Source organism: Saccharibacillus brassicae, from assembly GCF_006542275.1.
In the GTDB taxonomy this organism is placed as follows: Bacteria; Bacillota; Bacilli; order Paenibacillales; family Paenibacillaceae; genus Saccharibacillus; species Saccharibacillus brassicae.
In genome coordinates, this window is the sequence record NZ_CP041217.1 from 4612170 (window position 1) to 4632603 (window position 20434).

General features: G+C 59.4%; 15 protein-coding genes. 10 read left to right on the top strand and 5 right to left on the bottom strand.

Going from position 1 to position 20434, the window contains the following annotated elements; genetic code table 11:
• The first annotated feature begins 136 nt into the window (after nt 1–136).
• From FFV09_RS19250 to FFV09_RS19270, 5 genes are all read left to right on the top strand, one after another.
• Complete coding sequence (locus FFV09_RS19250) at nt 137–1258, top strand: cobalamin B12-binding domain-containing protein (RefSeq protein ID WP_141449335.1); 1122 nt, start codon at nt 137–139, stop codon at nt 1256–1258.
• On the top strand, nt 1248–2939 hold the full coding sequence (locus FFV09_RS19255) for an ATP-binding protein (RefSeq protein WP_170315086.1): 1692 nt from the start codon (nt 1248–1250) through the stop codon (nt 2937–2939). Before FFV09_RS19250 ends, FFV09_RS19255 begins: the two co-directional genes overlap by 11 nt.
• A gap of 17 nt (nt 2940–2956) precedes the next feature.
• Nucleotides 2957–3391: a GNAT family N-acetyltransferase gene (locus tag FFV09_RS19260; protein WP_141449337.1), complete on the top strand. Its 435-nt coding sequence runs from the start codon at nt 2957–2959 to the stop codon at nt 3389–3391.
• A 262-nt stretch (nt 3392–3653) separates the two neighbouring features.
• A complete protein-coding gene (locus FFV09_RS19265) occupies nt 3654–4142 on the top strand; it encodes a MarR family winged helix-turn-helix transcriptional regulator (RefSeq protein WP_141449338.1) in 489 nt (162 codons plus the stop codon).
• Entirely contained in the window at nt 4139–7279 is a 3141-nt protein-coding gene (locus FFV09_RS19270; protein WP_141449339.1) for an MMPL family transporter, read from the top strand. Before FFV09_RS19265 ends, FFV09_RS19270 begins: the two co-directional genes overlap by 4 nt.
• Nucleotides 7280–8826: 1547 nt before the next feature.
• Here the strand turns inward: FFV09_RS19270 and FFV09_RS19280 are convergent.
• From FFV09_RS19280 to FFV09_RS19295, 4 genes are all read right to left on the bottom strand, one after another.
• Nucleotides 8827–10917 (bottom strand): GTP-binding protein, encoded by a 2091-nt coding sequence (locus tag FFV09_RS19280; RefSeq protein ID WP_246098385.1) that lies wholly within the window; start codon nt 10915–10917, stop codon nt 8827–8829.
• A 292-nt stretch (nt 10918–11209) separates the two neighbouring features.
• Nucleotides 11210–11638, bottom strand: a complete 429-nt coding sequence (locus FFV09_RS19285; protein ID WP_141449342.1) for a hypothetical protein — start codon at nt 11636–11638, stop codon at nt 11210–11212.
• A gap of 123 nt (nt 11639–11761) precedes the next feature.
• Entirely contained in the window at nt 11762–12091 is a 330-nt protein-coding gene (locus FFV09_RS19290) for a hypothetical protein (RefSeq protein WP_141449343.1), read from the bottom strand.
• Nucleotides 12084–12293 (bottom strand): helix-turn-helix transcriptional regulator, encoded by a 210-nt coding sequence (locus tag FFV09_RS19295; RefSeq protein WP_141449344.1) that lies wholly within the window; start codon nt 12291–12293, stop codon nt 12084–12086. Before FFV09_RS19295 ends, FFV09_RS19290 begins: the two co-directional genes overlap by 8 nt.
• 237 nt (nt 12294–12530) lie before the next feature.
• Between FFV09_RS19295 and FFV09_RS19300 the strand changes: the two genes are divergently transcribed.
• On the top strand, nt 12531–14198 hold the full coding sequence (locus FFV09_RS19300) for a glycoside hydrolase family 13 protein (protein WP_141449345.1): 1668 nt from the start codon (nt 12531–12533) through the stop codon (nt 14196–14198).
• A 47-nt stretch (nt 14199–14245) separates the two neighbouring features.
• Nucleotides 14246–15010 carry a YIP1 family protein gene (locus FFV09_RS19305; RefSeq protein WP_141449346.1) on the top strand — a complete coding sequence of 255 codons (765 nt, stop codon included), beginning with the start codon at nt 14246–14248 and terminating at the stop codon, nt 15008–15010.
• A gap of 202 nt (nt 15011–15212) precedes the next feature.
• On the opposite strand, the gene FFV09_RS19310 is transcribed toward FFV09_RS19305, so the two are convergent.
• Nucleotides 15213–17240 carry a beta-galactosidase gene (locus FFV09_RS19310; protein ID WP_141449347.1) on the bottom strand — a complete coding sequence of 676 codons (2028 nt, stop codon included), beginning with the start codon at nt 17238–17240 and terminating at the stop codon, nt 15213–15215.
• Between the two features lie 123 nt (nt 17241–17363).
• Between FFV09_RS19310 and FFV09_RS19315 the strand changes: the two genes are divergently transcribed.
• The 3 genes from FFV09_RS19315 (at nt 17364) to FFV09_RS19325 (ending at nt 20083) form a co-directional block, all read left to right on the top strand.
• Complete coding sequence (locus FFV09_RS19315; protein WP_141449348.1) at nt 17364–18209, top strand: AraC family transcriptional regulator; 846 nt, start codon at nt 17364–17366, stop codon at nt 18207–18209.
• A 239-nt stretch (nt 18210–18448) separates the two neighbouring features.
• Nucleotides 18449–19102, top strand: coding sequence for an SGNH/GDSL hydrolase family protein (locus FFV09_RS19320; RefSeq protein ID WP_141449349.1), 654 nt, complete (start codon nt 18449–18451; stop codon nt 19100–19102).
• 78 nt (nt 19103–19180) lie between these two features.
• On the top strand, nt 19181–20083 hold the full coding sequence (locus FFV09_RS19325) for an SMP-30/gluconolactonase/LRE family protein (RefSeq protein WP_141449350.1): 903 nt from the start codon (nt 19181–19183) through the stop codon (nt 20081–20083).
• Nucleotides 20084–20434 lie beyond the last annotated feature (351 nt).

Genomic DNA, 20434 nt, shown 5'->3' on the forward strand with positions numbered 1-20434 from the left:
CTTTTCGCGGTATGGGAAGATAAACCCGAAGCTTTAAACCGGTATTCAGGACGGACAAAACCGGGGAAGGATGCGCAGCGGTCGGATTTTGGCAGGCAGGACCGGGGCAGGCCTTCTCCCAAAGTGGGTGGTCAACATGACGTTACAAGAAGGGAAGACGCTGCCGGCGGAAATCGAAGGACTCGCGCTTGCGGTTACGGAAGAACATTACCGGGTCCAGCCCGATCTGATGGAGCGGTACGGACAGGCGGGATTCAACAAGTCCAAGCGGGACACGGCCTATACGCTGCATTATTTGGCGGAAAGCGTGCAGATGGACAGCCCGTCGCTGTTCGTCCATTACATTGGATGGTTGAAGCAGCTGCTGGCCGGCTACGGATTGACGGAAGCCGATATCCGTCTCAAGCTGGAGCTGATTCTCGGCCGGGTCGAGGCGGGCGAACGCGACGAATCGACCGACCGGACGATCCGGATCTTGGAGATGGGCATTGCGCGCACGGCGGAGCCGGCCGAAGTGCCGTCTTTTCTCGCCGAAGACCGGCCGCTCGGACGCGAAAGCGTGGAGTATCTGGACGCGCTGCTGAGCGGGGATCGGGCCGGGGCATACGCGCTGGTCGACCTGTTGTTCGAGCGGGGAGAAAGCGTGCGGGACATTTACGCATACATTTTCCAGGCTTCGCAGTACGAAGTGGGACGGCTGTGGCAGACGCAGCAGATCAGCGTCGCCGACGAGCATTACTGCACCGCCGTGACGCAGAGCGCGATGTCGCGGCTGTATACGGCATGGATCGGGTCGGGGCACAAGTCGAATTCCAAAGTGCTCGTCTCGGCCTGCGTCGGCGGCGAGATGCACGAAATCGGGCTGCGCATGCTGACGGACGTGTTCGAGATGGAAGGGTGGGATACCCACTATCTGGGCGCGAGCGTGGACGAGGACGAGCTGATGAACCTCATTCTTCGGCGCCGGGCGGATATCGTCGCGCTGTCGGCCACGATGACGTTCCATGTGCATCTAATGAAGAAACTGATCGTGAACCTGCGGGCGGACGAGCGTTCGGCCAACGTCCTGATTTTGGTCGGCGGCCTGCCGTTCAACGTCGATCCGTCGCTTTGGACACGGATCGGCGCCGACGGGTACGCGCCGGACGCCGGCGGGGCGCTGCTCGAAGCCGAGCGGATGATGCGCGGACGCGCAAGCCGGCGCAGACGGGATGAAGGTCAGCCGGCCGTGGAAGGAGGTCACGAACTTGGAAGCTGATTTGCAGCGCGAGATCGAACGCCTGCGCGGGATCGTCGAAGGTCTCAACGACCGGATCGTGCGCGGGCAGTTGAAGGAAGAACGGATTTTGAACGAATTTTCGTCGATGAACAACGAACTGGTGACGCTTCAACGGAAGCTCGCCAAAAGCAATGCGGAAATGGAAAAAGCGGTCCGCGAAGCGCAGCATGCCAACGAAGCGAAAAATCGCTTTCTGGCCATGATCAGCCATGAGTTCCGCACCCCGATGAACGGCATCCTCGGCATGACCGAGCTGCTGCGCGGCAGCGCCCTGAACGAAGAACAGCAGGCCTGGACGGCATTGATCGACGAATCGGCGGGCGAGCTGCTCGGCATGGTGAACGACCTGCTGGACCTGTCCAAAAGCGAAGCGGGCGCACTTGATATCGAAATCAAGCCGTTCGAGCCGAGAACCGTCGTCGCCCACGTGGTGCAGCTGCTTCAGCCCAAAGCGGGCGCGAAGCGCAACCGGATCGAATACGACATCGATTATTCCGTGCCGTCGACGCTTCAGGGCGATCCGACGCGCATTCGCCAAATTCTGATCAATTTGATCCACAACGCGAACACGTTTACCGAAGACGGCGAGATCCGGGTCGTCGTGCGCGCGGCATCAGGCAGCCCGGACCGGGTCCGGTTCGAAATCCGGGACACCGGCATCGGGATCTCGGAAGAGAATATCGTCAAGCTGTTCAAGCCGTACGGGCAGACCGAAGCGGGCAAAGCCAAAGAAGGCACCGGGCTTGGCCTGATGATCTGCAAATCGCTCGTCGACACGATGGAAGGCGAGATCGGCGTGTTCAGCCGCGAACGGTCGGGTTCGACATTCTGGTTCGAAATCAACCTTCCGCCCGAAAAAGAGCTGCCTGGCGCGGGCGCCGCGCTGCATGCGGTTCCTTCGTTCGGTACGTCGGGCGAAGGGATCTCCGTTTTGGTTGCGGAAGACAATCCGATCAACAACCGCGTCATCCGGATCCAGCTCAAAAAGCTCGGGCTGGAATCGGTCGACGTGGCCGAGAACGGCAGGGACGCCGTCGAAGCTTTTCGCAGTCGTCCGTATGCGCTGATCCTCATGGACAAGCAGATGCCGGTCATGGATGGGATCGAAGCGACGCTTCGTATCCGCGAACTGGAGCGGGACGAGATGCGCAGTCCGATCCCGATCGTCGCGCTGACCGGCGTTTCGGTCGAAAGCGAACGCGAAGAATGCCTGCAGGCCGGCATGAACGATTTTCTCGGCAAGCCGGTCAGCATCGAATCGCTCGGGTCCATGTTGGAAAAATGGATGCCGCGCGCGTCCGACCGGGCGATCGACGAAGCGGTCGTGCGCGAGCTGATCGAACTGGACGAAGGCGAAGAACCGGACATTTTGCGTTCTCTGCTGGCTGTCTATGAAGAAGAGACGCCGGAGAAGCTTGTGCGGCTCGAACAATGCGTCCGCGCGGGCGACTGCGAGCAGGGGCTGCGGGTCGCGCACAATTTGAAGTCCGGCAGTCTGAGCCTCGGCGTTCACCAGTTGGCGAAACTGCTGGAGAACGTCGAACAGGCGCTGCGCGAGAACCGGGCGCAGGATGCGAGAGACGTGCTGCCGAAGTTGAACGGCGCGTACGAGGCGGCCCGCGCGGAACTGCGCCGGCATGCCCGGATCGCGCCGCAATAGAACACAGGAGGAATACGATGCTGCAATCCGTCAAAGAACAGGCGCGGAACGAAAAAGTCGCCGCCCTGCTGGAATTATCCGTTTTTCCCGATCCGGAACAGGTGGAACGGGCGATCGCTTTTTATGAAGAGAACGAACAATCCGAGCTGCTGGCCTATCTGGAAAAAGGCGAGATGCTCGGCGTCGTCGGCTTCGAGCCGAGCGGCGACCGCGAGATCACGGTGAAGCATATCGCTGTCGATCCGGGCAGCCGCGGCCTCGGTTACGGTCGGGGGATGCTGCTGGAGTTGATGGTGCGGGAGAAGCCCGAACGCGTCGTGGCGGAAACGGACGAAGAAGTGGTCGACTTTTACCGCAGTATCGGCTTTTCCGTCCTGAGCCTCGGCTTTACGGATTCGGGCCTGGAACGCTTCCGCTGCGTGTACGAGGTCGAAGAGGAAGAGCAGGAATAAGGAGGAGGCGGATCAGGCAACCGGGAGTTCGAACGTTTTTGGACTCCCTCGCGCCTGTTTCGTCTTTTTTCGTGCGTATTTCTGTTCAGGCTGATTGGGTTCGGACCTTTCCTTCGGGAAAGGTCTTTTTGCTTTTTTTGACCGGAAAAAGAAAAGGCGGAACGGTTGACAGACATGCTCCAAAGTTTTATAGTTTCATTGTTGAACTATTTCATGATCGAATAGTTGGCGTAGAGAATCATTTGGAAAAGGGGTCAAGGCCATGGATGAACAGACTTCCGCACACGGCCAACTGCCGCCCGAAGACGCCAAAAAACTCATCAACCGGTTTCTCGATTCGTGGCTCGCGATCGAGCGGGAGATGGGAACGGTGATGCGCCGGCAGATGCAGGAAGAGCTGACGAACGACCAGTATTACCTGCTTCAGCACATCATGCAGCGCGGTCCGCGCACGTCCTCGGAGCTTGCGGAGACGTTCAAGGTAGTCAAAAGTTCGATCACCGCGATCGTGACCCGGCTGGTGGACCGCGGCTTGATCGAGCGTACGCGCAGCGAATCCGATCGGCGGGAAGTGTATCTGTCGCTGACCGAACGCGGGCAGCGGATCGCCGAGCAGGTCGAGCAGCGGGTGTCCGAATCGGTCGGCGGGTATTTGAGCCATTTTGAACAACAAGAAATCGAGATGGTCATGGCGGCTTTCGAGAAGCTGGCCGGCCTGGTCATCGAAGACGGAGGCAGAGAGAAAAAATGAGAACCCTACTGAAAGCCCGATGGCTGGTGCTGCTGATCTGGATCGCGGCGGCGGTCGGGCTGTTCCTGAGCGCGCCGTCGATGTCGGACCTCGTCCGGGAAAAAGGCGGAATTTCCGTGCCGGACGGATACACGTCGACGGAAGCGTCGGCTATTCTTCGGGATCTGGCCGCGCAGGAAGGCGGAGCGGAAGGCACGACGATCGCGCTCGTGTTCCACAATCCCGACGGATTGACCGCCGCGGAGAAGAAGCAGGCCGAAGAAGCCGTAACCGCAATCGAGAAAAACAAGGCGGACCTGCACGTCACGTCGATTCTCAGTCCGTTCGAACAGAAGGAACTCGAAGAGCAGATGGTGTCGGCCAACGGACAGACCATCCTCGTCTCGCTGACCGCCGAAGTGGCGGAAGGCGAAGCGGCCGACGTGCAGAGCGGGCTCGAAGAGACGCTCGCTCCGTACAAAGTCGCGCATTATTTGACCGGCCAATCGCTGATCAACGAAGATACGGTGCGCAGCTCGGAAGAAGGCTTGAAGAAATCGGAGTACATTACCGTCGTCTTCATCCTGCTCATTCTGGTGCTTGTCTTCCGTTCGGTCGTTGCGCCGTTCGTGCCGCTGCTGACCGTGGGACTGAGTTATATCGTCTCGCAGAGCATCGTCTCGTTCCTCGTCGACCGGTTCGATTTTCCGCTGTCGAACTTCACGCAGATCTTCATGGTCGCGGTCATGTTCGGGATCGGGACGGACTACTGTATCCTGCTGATCAGCCGGTTCAAGGAAGAAATGGGCCGCACCGACAACAAATGGGACGCGATCGTCGAGACGTACCGGACCGCGGGACGCACCGTCATCGTGTCGGGCCTTGCGGTGCTGGTCGGCTTCGCGGCGATCGGCCTGTCGCAGTTCATGCTGTACCGGTCGGCTGTAGCGGTCGCCGTCGGCATCGCGGTCATGCTGCTGGCGATGCTGACGATCGTGCCGTTCTTCATGGCGGTGCTCGGGCAAAAGCTGTTCTGGCCTTCGCGCAAAGCGATCGGCCATAGCGAAAACCGGCTGTGGGGCTGGGCCGGCCGCTTCTCGATGAAGCGGCCGTGGGCGGCGATGCTGATCGTGCTGGCCGTCACGCTGCCGTTCCTGCTGACGTACAGCGGCAAGCTGTCGTTCAACAGCCTGGAAGAAATCCCGGGCAACTACGAATCGGTGCAGGGCTTCAATATTATTGCCGACAGCTTCGGCGCGGGCCAGGCGATGCCGGCCAAGATCGTGATCCGCAACGATCAGGCGATGGACAACGCCGAATACGTCGCGATCGCCGAGCGGATCAGCCGCGAAGTGCTGAAAGTGGACGGCGTCGACAGCGTGCGCAGCGCAAGCCGTCCGACCGGCGAAGCGATTACGGACTTCAGCGTGGCCGATCAGGCCGGAACGCTCAAGGAAGGACTCGGCGAAGCGGGCGACGGCCTGACGGAGATTCAGACCGGCCTGTCCGACGCGAGCAAGCAGCTGAGCGACAATGCGCCGCAGATCCGGGAAGCGGCGAGCGGAGCCGACGACCTCGTCAGCGGCACCGAGGAGCTCAAGACCGGCGTAACGCAGCTCGGCGACGGGCTGTCGCAGATCGAGACCGGTATTCGCTCCGGCGCTTCCGGCGCGGGCGACGTGCAGGCAGGTCTTGCGCAGCTGCAAGCCAGCGCCCGGCAGTTGGCCGACGCGCACGCCCAACTGCTGAGCGGCTATCAGCAGGTCGGCACGGGATTGACCGCGCTTGACGGCGGCATGTCCCGGATCGGACAGCAGCTAAGCGCCCTGTCCGGCGCCCTGACGGGCGTGCAGGGACGCTTCGGCAGTCTGGAACAGAAGTTCCCGGCGCTGCTCCAGGACAAAGATTACTTGACGATCCGCGGGACGGTCACGCAGACCGGTCAAGGAACGGCGGCTTTGGCCGACGCGTTCGGCCAGGTGCAGGGGCAGGTGTCCCAGATCGCCGCCGGCATCGGCGAAGCGAACCAGGGCTACGCCCAGGCGATCGACGGCCAGAATCAACTGGCGGGCGGTTTCGATCAGCTGATCGCGGGCATCGAGCAGCTGCAAAGCGGCCTCAACCAGGCCGCCGACGGTCAGGGAGAGATCGTCGGGCAGGTCCCGTCGATTACCGGCGGGCTGGATCAGCTGCAAGAAGGCCAAACGCAGCTCGGCCAGGGCTTCCTCGACTTGTCCAAGCAGCTCACCGAGCTGACGGACGGGCTTGACCAGAGCGTCGACGGCCTCAAGCAGGTCGGAGACGGACTCGGTTCGGCGGAAGACTATCTGACGCAGCTGCAGGATAACTCGGATTCCGAGCTCGGCGGCTGGTTCATTCCGCAGGAAGCGCTGGAGAACGAAGATTTCCAGCAGGTGTTCGACAACTACATGTCGAAAGACCGCAAGATCATGACGCTTGACGTCGTGCTGAATGACAATCCGTACAGCACCGAAGCACTCGCCAAAGTGGACGATATCCGCGCGGCGGTCGATCGCGGCACGCGCGATACCGAGCTCGAACAAGCCGACGTGGCGATCAGCGGCGTGACCAGCACGTTTGCCGACCTGCAAACGGTATCCAACGCGGACTACAGCCGCACCGTTTACCTCATGATGGGCGGCATTCTGATCATCCTGATCCTGCTGCTGCGCTCGATCATCATGCCGCTGTACCTGATGCTGTCGCTGTTCGTCACGTATTATGCCGCTCTCGGCGTTACGGAAGCGATCTTCGTGAACCTGCTCGGCTACTCGGGCATCACGTGGACGACGCCGTTCTTCGGCTTCGTCATGCTGATCGCGCTCGGCGTCGATTACAGCATCTTCCTGATGGACCGCTTCAACGAGCATCGCGACCTCGATCCGAAGGAAGCGATCGTGCACGCCATGCGCAACATGGGCACCGTCATTTTGTCCGCGGTCCTGATCCTGAGCGGCACGTTCGCCTCGATGATTCCGTCCGGCGTCCTGTCGATGATGCAGATCGCGACCGTCGTGCTCGCCGGCCTCGTCATCTACGCCCTGTTCATGCTTCCGTTCTTCGTACCGGTGATGGTGAAGACGTTCGGCAAAGCGAATTGGTGGCCGTTTCGGATGAAGGAAGACGGAGAGAGATAAGGGGATTCGATCGGGGATAGAGATAGGGGTAAGGGTAAAAGTAGAGACAGGGTAGAGTAGAGACAAAGAAATCGGACCACGACTAAAAGCCGCTGACCCGGAAAAGGGGCAGCGGCTTTTTTTGTCGCGTCAAGGGTTAGGCGGAGGCGGAGACGGCAGCGTGAACAGAACGGGAACGGAAACGGGAAAAGATGCAAAAGTGCACTTGGCTTTCCCGCCAAATCCGCGAATGTCATCAAACCCGTGAAACTCGTCAAATCTGTAAAAATCGTAAAATTTGTCGAGTCCGTGAGTCCGTGAGTCCGTGAGTCCGTGAGTCCGTGAGTCCGTGAGTCCGTGAGTCCGTGAGTCCGAGAGTCCGTGAGTCCGTGAGTCCGTGAGTCCGCCAAGCTTCACCAAACCGACTTTTGCCCGAATAATTGCGGGAGGACACTTATTTTTGCCAAAAAGCCGTCTGAATCGAAAATAACTGCGCAGATCCACTTATTTCGCATCATAAAGAGGGTTTGGGCTCTTTGAGACGAAAATAAGTGCTCTTTCGCAGTTATTTGAACGGGAGCGGATAAAAGAGTGGAATAAATGCTTTCTCGCAGTTATTCGTGCCGGAACGAGAAAAATGAAGGGGAATAGCCGCTTTCACGCAGCTGTTCGGGCGAGAGCAGGCATGAAGAACGAAGTTTGCCAAAAGATCCCCGAAAGATGTGCTCATTCTGTGGGGTTGAGGAAGAGGCAGGGTCTCGATCCGTCCATGTCTAACGGCCGATCCTCATGTGCAAATCACAATTTGCTTGCCTGGACCCGTCGATCACGGTTTGCGCGTCCCCATCCGTCGATCCGCTTCTATTCGTTGGCCGGTCTAATCCGCATGTTTGATGCGCCGACCGACTTTTGCCCGAATAATTGCGGGAGGACACTTATTTTTGCCAAAAAGCCGCCTGAATCGAAAATAACTGCGTAGATCCACTTATTTCGCTTCATAAAGAGGGTTTGTGCTCTTTGAGACGAAAATAACTGCTCTCTCGCAGTTATTTGAACGGAAGCGGATAAAAGAGTGAAATAAATGCTTTCTCGCAGTTATTCGTGCCGGAACGAGAAACGAGGAGGGGAGTAGCCGCTTTCACGCAGTTGTCCGGGCGAGAGCAGGCATGAAGAACGAAGTTTGCCAAAAGATCCCCCGAAAGATGCGCTCATTCTGTGGGGGTGAGGAAGAGGCAGGGGCTCGATCCGTCCATGTCTAACGGTCGATCCTCATGTGCAAATCACAATTTGCTTGCGTCGACCCGTCGATCACGGTTTGCGCGTCGCCATCCGTCGATTTCCGTTTGCAAATCGCGATCCGTTTGCCTCGATATACCCATCTCGATATACCCATCCCGATATGCCGATCTCCGTTTGCCCGTTTCCATCGGTCCATCCGCCGATCTCCGTTTGCCCGTTTCCATCGGTCCATCCGCCGATCTCCATTTACCGATCTCGACCCACCGATCACAATCCGCCCGTCTCCACCGCCATCTCCCGCCACTTCTCCACGCCCCGGCCGGCGGCTTCTACAAAGCGCTCCGCGCGCTCAAAATGTATTTCGCTTCGTCCAGCGGGCTAATGCCGACGCGCGGGCGGGACGCTTCGGTGCCGGGAGGGGCTTCCTGGTAGCCGTCGAATGAAGCGGTCAGCATGCCTTTGCCGGAAGTGAACGAGCGAAGTTCCACGGCGTAGTCCAGCGAAGTGGCGGCGGGGATCCGCCCTTCGATCAAGAAGCGTCCGCCTTCGGCGAACGGGGGATCGAATTCGGCGCGCATCCGCGACAGGTCGCTCAGGACGCGGCCGGCGTTATCTTCCGGCACCGAAATGCGGAAGCGCAGCACCGGTTCCAGCAGCTTGGTGCCGCCTGCGGCCAGGCCGTTCATGAGGCCCATCGGCGTCGCGATTACGAAATCGAGCGGATGGGTGTGCCAGACATGGCTCTGGCCGTACGTCAGCGTGACGATCAGGTCGGTCACTTCCCAACCGTACAGTCCCTGCTTGAGCGCTTCGGGCACGCGGCGCCGCACTTCGTTCTGGTACGCCGGCAAAATGTCGTCGGCGCGCGCAAGCGAACGGTACTGCAGCCCGCTGCCCGGCTCGCCGGGTTCGATCGTAAAATGCAGAATCGCCCAGCACGGCTTGGGCGCGAGATAGGCGACGCGCCCTTCGCAGCGCTGCGCCGGCGTTTCTTTGTAGATGACGGCCGGCGGACCGAAGCCGACGTTCAGGCCGAAGCGCGAGCGCAGCATGCTGCCGAGCACTTCAAGCTGCATCGCGCCCATCATGCGCACATGCAGCTCGCGCAGTTCGGGCACGAAGACGAGGCCGAGCAGCGGATCTTCGTCCGTCAGCTCGCGCAGCGCTTCGGCGGTCACCGTGTAATCGGTATCGTTCTCGGGAAGCACGCGCGCAGTCAGCAGCGGCACGGCGAGCTGCGGCGTCTGCGGCACGAGGTCCGGATCGCCGACGATGTCGCCGATCGACGCGTCGCTCAGGCCGTATACGGCCGCGACGTCGCCGGCCGAGAACTCGCCCGCGTCGACTCTTTTCAAGCCGTCGAGCCTGCGGATCTGCGTAATCTTCTCCTCGGACGCGCGGCCGTGCAGCGCCGCGACGTCGCGATTGCGCAGTGTGCCGCCGTACAGGCGAATCCAGACGGCCCGGCCCATGGCGCGGTCCCGCTCGACTTTGAACACGATGCCGGCAAGGCCCGGCTTGGGCGCGGGAGCGGGCAGGAAAGCGAGCATGGCATCGAGCAGCTCGGCGATGCCGATTCCGCGCTGCGAGCAGCCGCAGCAGACCGGGAACATCTCGCCGGCGGCCGCATGGTCCGCGATTCGCTGCGCAAGCTCGGCGCGTTCGGGCAGATCGCCTTCGATATAGCGCAGCAGCAGCTCCTCGTCGAACTCGGCCAGCTGCTCGGCCGCGGCGGCGCGAAACGCCAGGTCGTCTGCGTCCGGACGGGCCGCATCACCGACATCACCGGCATCACCGCCATGACCGGCATCGCCGGAACCCGGGAATGAATAGGCCCCGGCCGCTCCGCCGGAAGAATCCTGCGCTCCGGACCTGTCCGCGTCGTCCGTCCACAGCACCCGAATGCCGGCAAATTCGCCGTCCGCGCCGTACGTCGGCTGCTGGACCGGCAGCACCGACGGCGAGAGCAGACGGGCGATATCGCCGAGCGTCCGCTCGAACGAAGCGCCGACCCGGTCGAGCTTGTTGATATAGATCACGGTAGGGATCTGCAGCAGACGGAGCGCCTGCCACAGAATCTCCGTCTGCGCCTGGACGCCTTCGGCCGCGGAGACGATCAGCACGGCGCCGTCCATCACGCCGAGCGTGCGCTCCACTTCGGCGAGGAAGTCGGCGTGTCCCGGCGTATCGATCAGGTTGAGCCGGGTGCCTTTCCAGTTCAGCGAAGCTGAAGCCGCTTTCACGGAAATGCCGCGTTCGCGCTCCACGTCGAGCGAATCGGTGGAGGTCGTGCCTGCGTCGACGCTGCCTGCGGCGCGGATGCTTCCGCTGCGGTACAGCATATATTCGGTCGTCGTCGTTTTGCCCGCGTCGATATGGGCAAACACGCCGATATTTCGGACTTCGAAATGATCGTTCACGTCAAGGAATCCCTCGATTCTGTCAAAATTGGGCCGGGCATGAAAAAGCGGGCGTTCAAGCGCTTCATTGTACCACGCCGCCGCGCACCCTGGGTACCCGCCGAATACGCTTTCGGGCATCCTGTTGTTCGGCGGTTACCGGCCGGGCCTTCACGGCAAAAAGCGAAAAGCCGGAACGCGGGGACGCGTCCGGCTTGACGGGCAAAGCTTGCATGAAGGTGGGTTTGAACTTTGCAGATGGTGCTTGCGCTTTGCGAAGCTTCGCCCGCTGTTGGTTTCGCGCTGCACGATCTTATTTTTGCTTCTTGATCGTGTACGTGAATTCCCAGACCGCGGTATGACCCGAGTAGCGGCCGCGGTTTTCGGTGACGTTCACTTTCAGCTTGACGGTCTTGCCGGAAGCGGTGACGGACGAAGCTTTGACGCTTTGGCTTTTTTCGCCGATGTCCGTAATTTTGTCCTGTTCTTCGGCATACGCGTACAGCTTGATCGTGTCGAACGAGACTTTGACGCTTGCGCCTTCGTCCACGTTTTTGCCGTTAACCTGCGCTTCGGTGTACCATTCATTGCCCACATGGCTGTTGGAGACCAGGCGAGCTTCCTTGAACGTGACCACGTATGTACCCGCCGCTGCCGCCGGAGAAGGCAAAGAGATCCCGCCGATCAGCAGCGCAAGCGCGATCAGCAGAATTCCCGATGCTTTCGTAAACCTTCTGTTCAATTTCTTGCAGCCCCTTTTTATTCAATATTATGGAACATATCCATTTTATAAAAAGAGGCTTTTTGTGCATAGAGGCTTTTTCGAAAAACGGTTTCGGCTTGTCTGGATACGCTTTTTCCGTGTTCAGTTGCGGCCGTTATGGTAGACGATCGAAGACACGTAAGCGATCTGGCTGATGACGAACAGGGCCATGATGACGAAGAAAGGAAGGCCGATCCCGTCGAACAGCGTGATGATGACCCAGCAGATCAGGAGCGCGGGGATAAGTACGTTCCAGGAAAACGATTTGGCGCGCGTCGTAATAATGTCGGTCCGCTCGTCGAGTCCCCGGTTTTTGCGCTGCATATGCCGCCCGAACGCCCAGCCGAGCAGAGCGAGCAGCAGCCCTCCGAACAATCCGATCAGTCCTCCGAGATTCATCGGTACCGCCATTTGCATCAACGTTTCATTCAATGTTCTCATCTCCTTCGAATACGAATAGGTCTTCGATCTTGCACTCGAAAATTTGCGACAGCTTGTGGGCCAGAATAAGCGAAGGTTTGTACTTGCCTTTTTCCAGCGAAATGATCGTCTGTCTCGATACGTCCAGCCGTTCGGACAACTCTTCCTGCGTCATATCGCGCTCGGTCCGTTTTTCTCGAATTCGGGTCTGCACGCCGCACCTCCTCGCTTTGTGTAAAGCTGACTTTACGTAAAGTATACTTTACCACCGTTCTTAATGTCAAGCCCACTTTACGTAAAACGAACTTTACTTTTAACAGCGCCGAATATTCAAACTTTTTCCGTTCCTCCGCTCAATCTTCCGCTTTCTGGGTAAATGGGTTAAGACAAGGATCGCCTGCCTTCTGGGCGGTGATCGAAGCAGGCAAACGACGAGGAGGAATGAATGATTATGGAACGTGCTTTTTGGAAAGAAGCGGTCGTGTATCAGATCTATCCGCGCAGCTTTATGGACAGCAACGGAGACGGCGTAGGCGATCTGCGGGGCATCATTATGAAGCTGGATTACCTCAAAGAGCTTGGCGTGGACGTGATCTGGCTGTCGCCGGTGTACAAATCGCCGAACGACGACAACGGATACGATATTAGCGACTACGAAGACATCATGGACGAATTCGGCACGATGGCGGACTGGGAAGAACTGCTTGCGGGTCTGCACGAGCGCGGAATCAAGCTGATGATGGATCTCGTCGTCAACCATACGTCGGACGAGCACGCGTGGTTCGTGGAATCGCGCAGAGACGCGGACGGCGAATACGGCGATTATTACGTCTGGCGCGACGCGGCTCCGGACGGCGGCATTCCGAACAACTGGGAGTCTTTTTTCAGCGGCCCGGTCTGGGAATACGACGAGCAGCGCGGCCAATATTACCTGCACCTTTTTTCCAAAAAACAACCGGACCTCAACTGGGAAAACGAACAAGTGCGCACAGCCGTATACGACATGATGAAGTTCTGGCTCGACAAAGGCGTGGACGGCTTCCGCATGGACGTCATCAACCTGATCTCCAAAGTGGAAGGGCTGCCTTCGAACGGAACGGCTCCGATCGCGGACGGCAGCATGTACTACGTGGACGGCCCGCGCATCCATGAGTTTTTGCAGGAGATGAACCGCGAGGTGCTGTCGAAGTACGACGTCATGACAGTCGGCGAGATGCCGGGCGTGACGGTCGACGAAGCGAAAAAATACACGGCGGAAGAACGCGACGAGCTGCAAATGGTGTTCCAGTTCGAGCATATGCGTCTGGACGGCGGACCGGGCGGCAAATGGGACATCGTGCCGTGGAAGCTGCCGCAGTTCAAAGCGGTCATGGACAAATGGCAGGTCGGACTGGCGGAAAAAGGCTGGAACAGCCTGTACCTGAACAACCACGATCAGCCGCGCATGGTATCGAGATTCGGCAATGACGGCGAATACCGCGCCGAATCGGCCAAGCTGCTCGCCACGCTGCTGCATACGCTGCGGGGAACGCCTTATGTGTACCAGGGCGAAGAACTCGGCATGACCAACGTCAAGTTCCCGATGATCGACGATTACAAAGACATCGAGAGTCTGAACATGTATAACGAGAGAGTTACGCACGGCGGCGCCGATCCCGGCACGGTCATGGAAGCGATCCAGACGAGAGGCCGCGACAACGCGCGCACGCCGGTCCAATGGGACGATAGTCGCTACGCGGGCTTTACGACCGGCACGCCGTGGATCGGGGTCAACCCGAACTACAAGACGATCAACGCCAAGCAGCAGCTGGCCGATCCGGATTCGGTGTTCCATTATTACAAAAAGCTGATCGCGCTGCGCAAACAGCACGACATTATGACATACGGCGAATACCAGCTGCTGCTGCCGGACCATGAGACGCTGTACGCTTACACGCGCACGCTCGGCGACGAGACGTGGCTGATCGTGCTCAACTTCTCGACAGAACCGACTTCGTTCGACTGGCCGGCGCCTCTATCTGAACGCGAAGCGTCGCTGATCGTCGGCAATTACGGCGAAGACGGATTGGATCACAAGCAGCTGCGGCCTTATGAAGCGAGAGTGTATGGGCTTAAGTAAGGGTTCGTCGCTATCAAAATCCAGAACAGAAACGGTGGAACGGGAACATGGACGGGAGATACGGAAGAGACAACAATGAACCAAACGAGCGGGAGCTCGATCCGCGAGACCGCTATCCGGAGAGCCGCAGCCTGAGCGGGCGCGGCGGACAGGCGGACAGCCGGCATACGCCGAGCGGATTGTCGCCGTGGCGAGGGGTGTGGATGCATCCGCGCCTCGTGACGCGCGACTTCATCTATTCGGCCAGACCGCTGCGCGGGGCGCTGCTGCTGGCTTTGATCGCAAGTATGTTCGGCGCGCTGAACACGGCGTCCACGCGAAACTGGGGCGACGACATGAGTCTGCCGATGCTTGTCTTGTCCGTGATGGTCACCGGCTTGATCAGCGGCCTGGTGACGTATTACGTCGTCTCGTGGCTGTTCAAGCTGGTCGGCGGCTGGCTCGGCGGCGTCGGTTCTTCCAAAGACATGCGTATCGTCGTCGGGCGCATCAGCGGCATGCTCGGCATCATGATCGGACTGCTGTGGATTCCCGAACTGCTGATCGCCGGCCGGGAGAACTTTACGTTCGAGACGCCGAATCTTGATGCGAGCACCCTGCGCAGCCTGCTGTATATGGGCGTGCTGCTGCTGGAATTCGCTTTCGGATTCTGGGCGTTCGTGCTGATCCTGCACGCGACCGGCGAAGCGCATGCGTTCTCCGCTTGGCGCGCGCTGCTGATGTACTTCATTCTCGGCGTGCTGCTGCTGCTGGTTCTGGTCGCCGTCGTGCTCGTCGTGGCGCTTGTATCCGGCACTGCGCTCGGCATGTAAGCCGGAATCGGGTTTCGTAATTTTTTCGCCGACATCAAAAACGTCCGCGCATCCCAGGTGGATGTGCGGACGTTTTAGGATTGCGGCAGAAGGTAAGGGGATAGGCGAAAGTGTTTTTCGGGAAAAGAAAGGGCGCCGGATACGCTTGAATTCGGAGTAATCCGATTCCCGGAGCGCCCATCTGTTGAACATTCCCGCCGCTTTACTTGGCCGGGCTCAAAATCTGCACATCGCGTCCCGCGATAACGGCCGAACCGCCGAGCGCGTCGCCGTTCAACAGATTGGTATAGCGGCCGTCCAGTTCGTACGTCGACGGATCGGCATTGTGGTTCATGACGAACAGGAACTCTTCGCCGTCTTTGACCCGCCGGGTCACTTCGACGCCTTCCGGCGTGTTCAGCAGCGGGAGAACGCCTTTGTCGGCGCAGAGACGTTCCAGCAGGCCGTCGATAAACGCCGGCTCCGGATCGGAAGCGACGTAATACGCCTGTCCTTCGCCGACCGCGTTGCGGGTCAGCACCGGCATGCCTTTGTAGAAGTCGTCGCCGTATTCGGCCAGCGTCTCCGCGCCTTCGGTATGCAGCAGATCGCACAGCATGCCGCATTCGTAACTTCCGCTCAACGAGCCGAATTCGCCGTTCACGACGATCCGGTTGCGCATATCCGGGAACAGCGCGTCGGTCTCTTCCACCCAGATCCCGAGCAGCTTGCGCAGCTCGCCGGGGTATCCGCCGGTTTTGACCCGATCGGATTCGTCGACGATGCCGCTGAAGAACGTCGTCAGGAACGTGCCGCCGCCGCTTACGAAGTTCGTCAGCTTGTCGGCGACGCCCGGTTTGACCATGTACAGCACCGGCGCGACGACGATGTCGTACGCGTTGAAATCGGACTCGACGCTTACGATATCTACCTGGATATTGCGGTCGTAGAACGCTTTGTAATATTTATGGATCTGGTCGACGTAGTTGAGCGCGACGGTCGGTCCGCTGGACTTCTCGACGGCCCACCAGTTTTCCCAATCGAACAAAATGCCGACTTTGGCCGGCAGACGCGAATCGAGCAGGCGGTCGCCCAGCTCGCCCAGTTCGCGGCCGAGTTCCGACACTTCGCGGAAGACGCGGGTATGCTCGTGGCCGACATGCTCGATCACGGCGCCGTGGTATTTCTCGCACGCGCCGACGGAGCGGCGAAGCTGGAAGAACATAACCGTGTCCGCGCCGTGCGCGACGGCCTGGTAGCTCCACAGCCGCATGACGCCCGGGCGCTTCAGCGAGTTGTACGGCTGCCAGTTCTGTTGGCTCGGCGTCTGTTCCATCAGCATGAACGGATCGCCGTTCTTGAGCCCGCGCATGAGATCGTGCGCCATCGCCGTGTAGCTGACCGGCGTCTGCAGGCCCGGGTAGTTGTCCCACGAGACGATGTCCAGCTCTTTGGCCCATTTGAAGTAATCGAGCTGCTTGAAGAAGCCCATCAGATTGGTTGTGATAACCGAGTCCGGAATATTCTTCTTGATCACGGCATGTTCGAGCTTGTAGCATTCCAGCATGCTGTCGGAGTTGAAGCGCGAGTAATCGAGCGAGATGCCCTGGAACGTCGAATTGTTCTCGCCCCAATGTTCGCTCAGATTATTCGGAAGCACGATCTCGTCCCAGTCGTAGAACGTATGGCCCCAGAAGTTCGTGTTCCACGCATGGTTCAGCTTGTCCAGCGAGCCGTAACGTTCTCTCAACCAGACGCGGAACGCTTTCTCGCAGTTGTCGCAGTAGCAGTCGCCGCCGAATTCGTTGGAGACGTGCCAGACGATGACCGCCGGATGGTCTTTGTAGCGCTGGGCGAGCTTTTCCGCGATGCGCACCGCATATTTGCGATACGTCAGGCTGTTCGGACAGGAGTTGTGGCGTCCGCCGAACTTGCGTTTGCGGCCGTCGGCGTCCGTGCGCAGCACGTCCGGGTAGCGCTTGGCCATCCACGCGGGATGGGCGGCGGTGCTCGTGGCCAGACATACATAAGTGCCGTTGGCATGCAGGCTGTCGATCAGCTCGTCGAGCCATTCGAAGTTGTAGGTCGCTTCGTCCGGCTGATTCAGCGCCCAGGCGAATACGTTAACGGTCGCGATATCGATTCCGGCCAGTTTGAACATGCGGAGGTCTTCGCGATGCGTCTCGGCGTCCCACTGCTCCGGGTTGTAATCGCCGCCGTAAAAGATTTTGGGAAGTTTGCTGCTAATCATAAAAAATCACCTCGACATATAAGAATAAGTCTATATTAATCTACTCAAAAATATTATAAAATATAATAAAAAGGGATAGGGATATAAGAAAAAAGAAATATTCGATCCAAAGGGGACATAGCGATGGATAGCGCTTACAGACGATATTTGACCGAAAGACGTTATTTTACGGAAATCAAGGATCTCCCGCTGCCGGTCTACATGGAGAGCATCGGCTATAACCCGGATCAAGAAGCCATTTCCCGCCCCAACGGGTACAACTGCTACCACTGGCTGCAAACGGCGGGCGGCAAAGGCGAAATTTCGATGGGCGGCGCCAAGTATTTGCTGGAAGCGGACTCGGGCATTTTGCTCCTTCCGGGAGAAAGCCATTCCTACCGTCCGATCGAAGGCAAATGGGACACGTTCTACATGACGTTCGGCGGACCGCAGACCGGAGCCATTCTCGCGACGCTCGGTCTGCCGGTGTCTTCGTATTACGGCTGGGACCGGGGAGCGGAGCTGAGCGGCTTCGTCCCGGCGCTGCTCGGCGGGATCGACAGCGCGCGCGATTTGTCCGGGCTGAGCTTCTCGGTGGAGGTGTACCGGTTCCTGACTCTGCTCAAAAAAGACGGGCGGGTCAATCGCCTGCCGTCGCTGTCGAACTCTGTCCGCCGGCTCGCGCCCGTGCTGGAATTTCTCGACCGGCATTACGCCGACTCGGACATCGGGCTCGAAGATATGGCGCAGCGCGCCGATATTACGCCCCGGCATCTCAATACGCTGTTCAAGCAGGCGTTCGGGATGACGGCGTACGCGTACCTGATCCTGCTGCGTTTGCGCAAATCCAAAGAAATGATGACGCTGCATCCCCGCATGACGGTTAAGGAAGTATCGGGTCTCGTCGGCTTCCGCGATGCCAGCCATTTCGTTGCCACGTTCCGCAAGCAGGAAGGCGTGACGCCGGAGCAGTTTCGGACGCTGCATTGAAGACGGAATGCGCGCGATAGAGCCGGAATGAAGAAAATAGAGCCGGAATGACGAAAATAAAGCCGCAGCATGAAGGAAAGTTAGCGGAAAATGACGGAAATCGGCAGGAAAAGTAAACGGCGAACAGGAAATGGCGGAACCGATCGCGAATTGCTGTGTGGAGGTTCGCTCAAGTTCGAAGTTCGCTTGGCTCGAAGTTCACATCATGAAGTTTATATTCCAAGGAGATGAAACGGCATATGAAATTGAATCGCAACGACAAACTGCTGCTGATCGGAGACTCGGTCACCGATACCGGGCGCGCTTATCCGGTCGGCTACGGCAGCGGATTGGGCAGCGGCTACGCGTCGCTGGTCGACGCGCTGCTGCGCACCGGCTACCCGGAATTGAATACGCTCGTGCTGAACACGGGCATCGGCGGCGATACGGTTCGCCACCTCAAAAAGCGCTGGCAGAGCGACGTGCTCGACCTGAAGCCGGACTGGCTGTCGATCATGATCGGCATCAACGACGTATGGCGCCAGTTCGACACGCCGGAAGCGATCCAGCCCGCCGTCACGCTGGACGAATACGAAGCGACGCTGCGCGAACTGCTGGACGCCGTGCAGCCGGGACTCAAAGGGCTGATTCTGATGACGCCGTATTACATGACCGGTCCGGAAGATCCGATGCGCGCGATGATGGATCGCTACGGCGCGGTCATCAAGCGGCTGGCCGGCGATTACGGCGCGGAGCTGGTCGATACCCAGGCGGCATTCGACCGGATGGGCCACCATATGGTGCAGTCTTCGCTGTCGAACGGCTGGGATCACGTGCATCCGAATACGGCCGGCAGCATGCTGCTTGCCCGGGGCCTGCTGAACGCGCTCGATTTCGAATGGGAACGGCACTAAACCGATACCGGAACGTCCGATTGGGGTAACTGTATACATACCCACCATACCTGCGCACCCTGCGGAAGGAGAATCGAGATGAACGAATTCAAAGGCATCACACCGGAGCCGGTCTCCGAATACCGGGCGACGCTCGGCGAAGGCCCCAACTGGCTGGAGGACAAGCAGACGCTGATGTGGGTCGACATCGAAGGCAAGCAGCTGCGCTTCTATAATCCGGAGGACGGCAGCGAAGACGTGCACGAACTGCCGGAACGAGCGGGCGCGGCCGTCGGCCATACCGACGATACGGTCGTGCTGGCCGTCGAGAGCGGCTTCGTCTTCTACGACTTGAACAGCCGCCGGCAGACGCCGATCCACGATCCCGAGAACCGGGCGGACAACCGGTTCAACGACGGCAAATGCGACGCGGCCGGCCGGTTCTGGGCCGGCACGATGAGCCTTGTCGGCAAAGAGCGCGAAGGCGCGTTCTACTGTCTGGACAGCGATCTGTCGACGCGCCGCATCTTCGGCGACGTGTCCACCTCGAACGGACTCGGCTGGAGCCCCGACGGCACGGTGCTGTACTATATCGATACCGGCACCCAGAAAGTCCAGGCGTTCGAATTCGACGTGGAGCGAGGCGAACTCGGCGCGGAGCGCACCGTCGTCTCCTTCGACGACGAAGAAGGCTTCCCGGACGGCATGGCGGTCGACGCCGACGGCCATCTGTGGATCGCGCATTACGGCGGCGGCCGCGTCAGCAAATGGGACCCTGCCGCAGGCCTCAAAGTCGGCGAGATTCTGCTGCCTGTCGACAACGTCACCTGCTGCGCGTTCGGCGGCGCCGATTACGGCGACCTGTACATCACGACGGCGATCGACGGCTTGTCCGACGAGCAAAAAGCCGAGCAGCCGCTGGCCGGCGCGCTGTTCGTCTGCCGCCCGGGCCCCAAAGGCCAACCGGCCCACCTGTTCCGGCATACGGCTACGGCGGAGTAGGTCCGGTTCGGTCACGGACGCGGCTTACTCGTCGGCGGACCGGGCGTCGGAGCAGTCGGCCCGGTAACGGGCGGTTTGTTTCCGATGATGGATCGAACAGCCGGACTATGGGAGCATTATTTTCGCTAACCGATTAAAGAGCCCGGCGATAAAATCCTCATTTTCGATAACGGATCAAGCTGTCTCGACGACGGACCGCCGCTCGGCTTCCGAATTCGTTTTCCCCTCCAGGCATCCCGCGCGTCTCTACTAGCTATAGGAGAGACGCGCCGGAAGCCGGAGGTTTTTTTATATTGAAAAAAAGCTTGGCCCGAACTGCTGAACCTCAAACCCCTACGACCCCAATCTTCG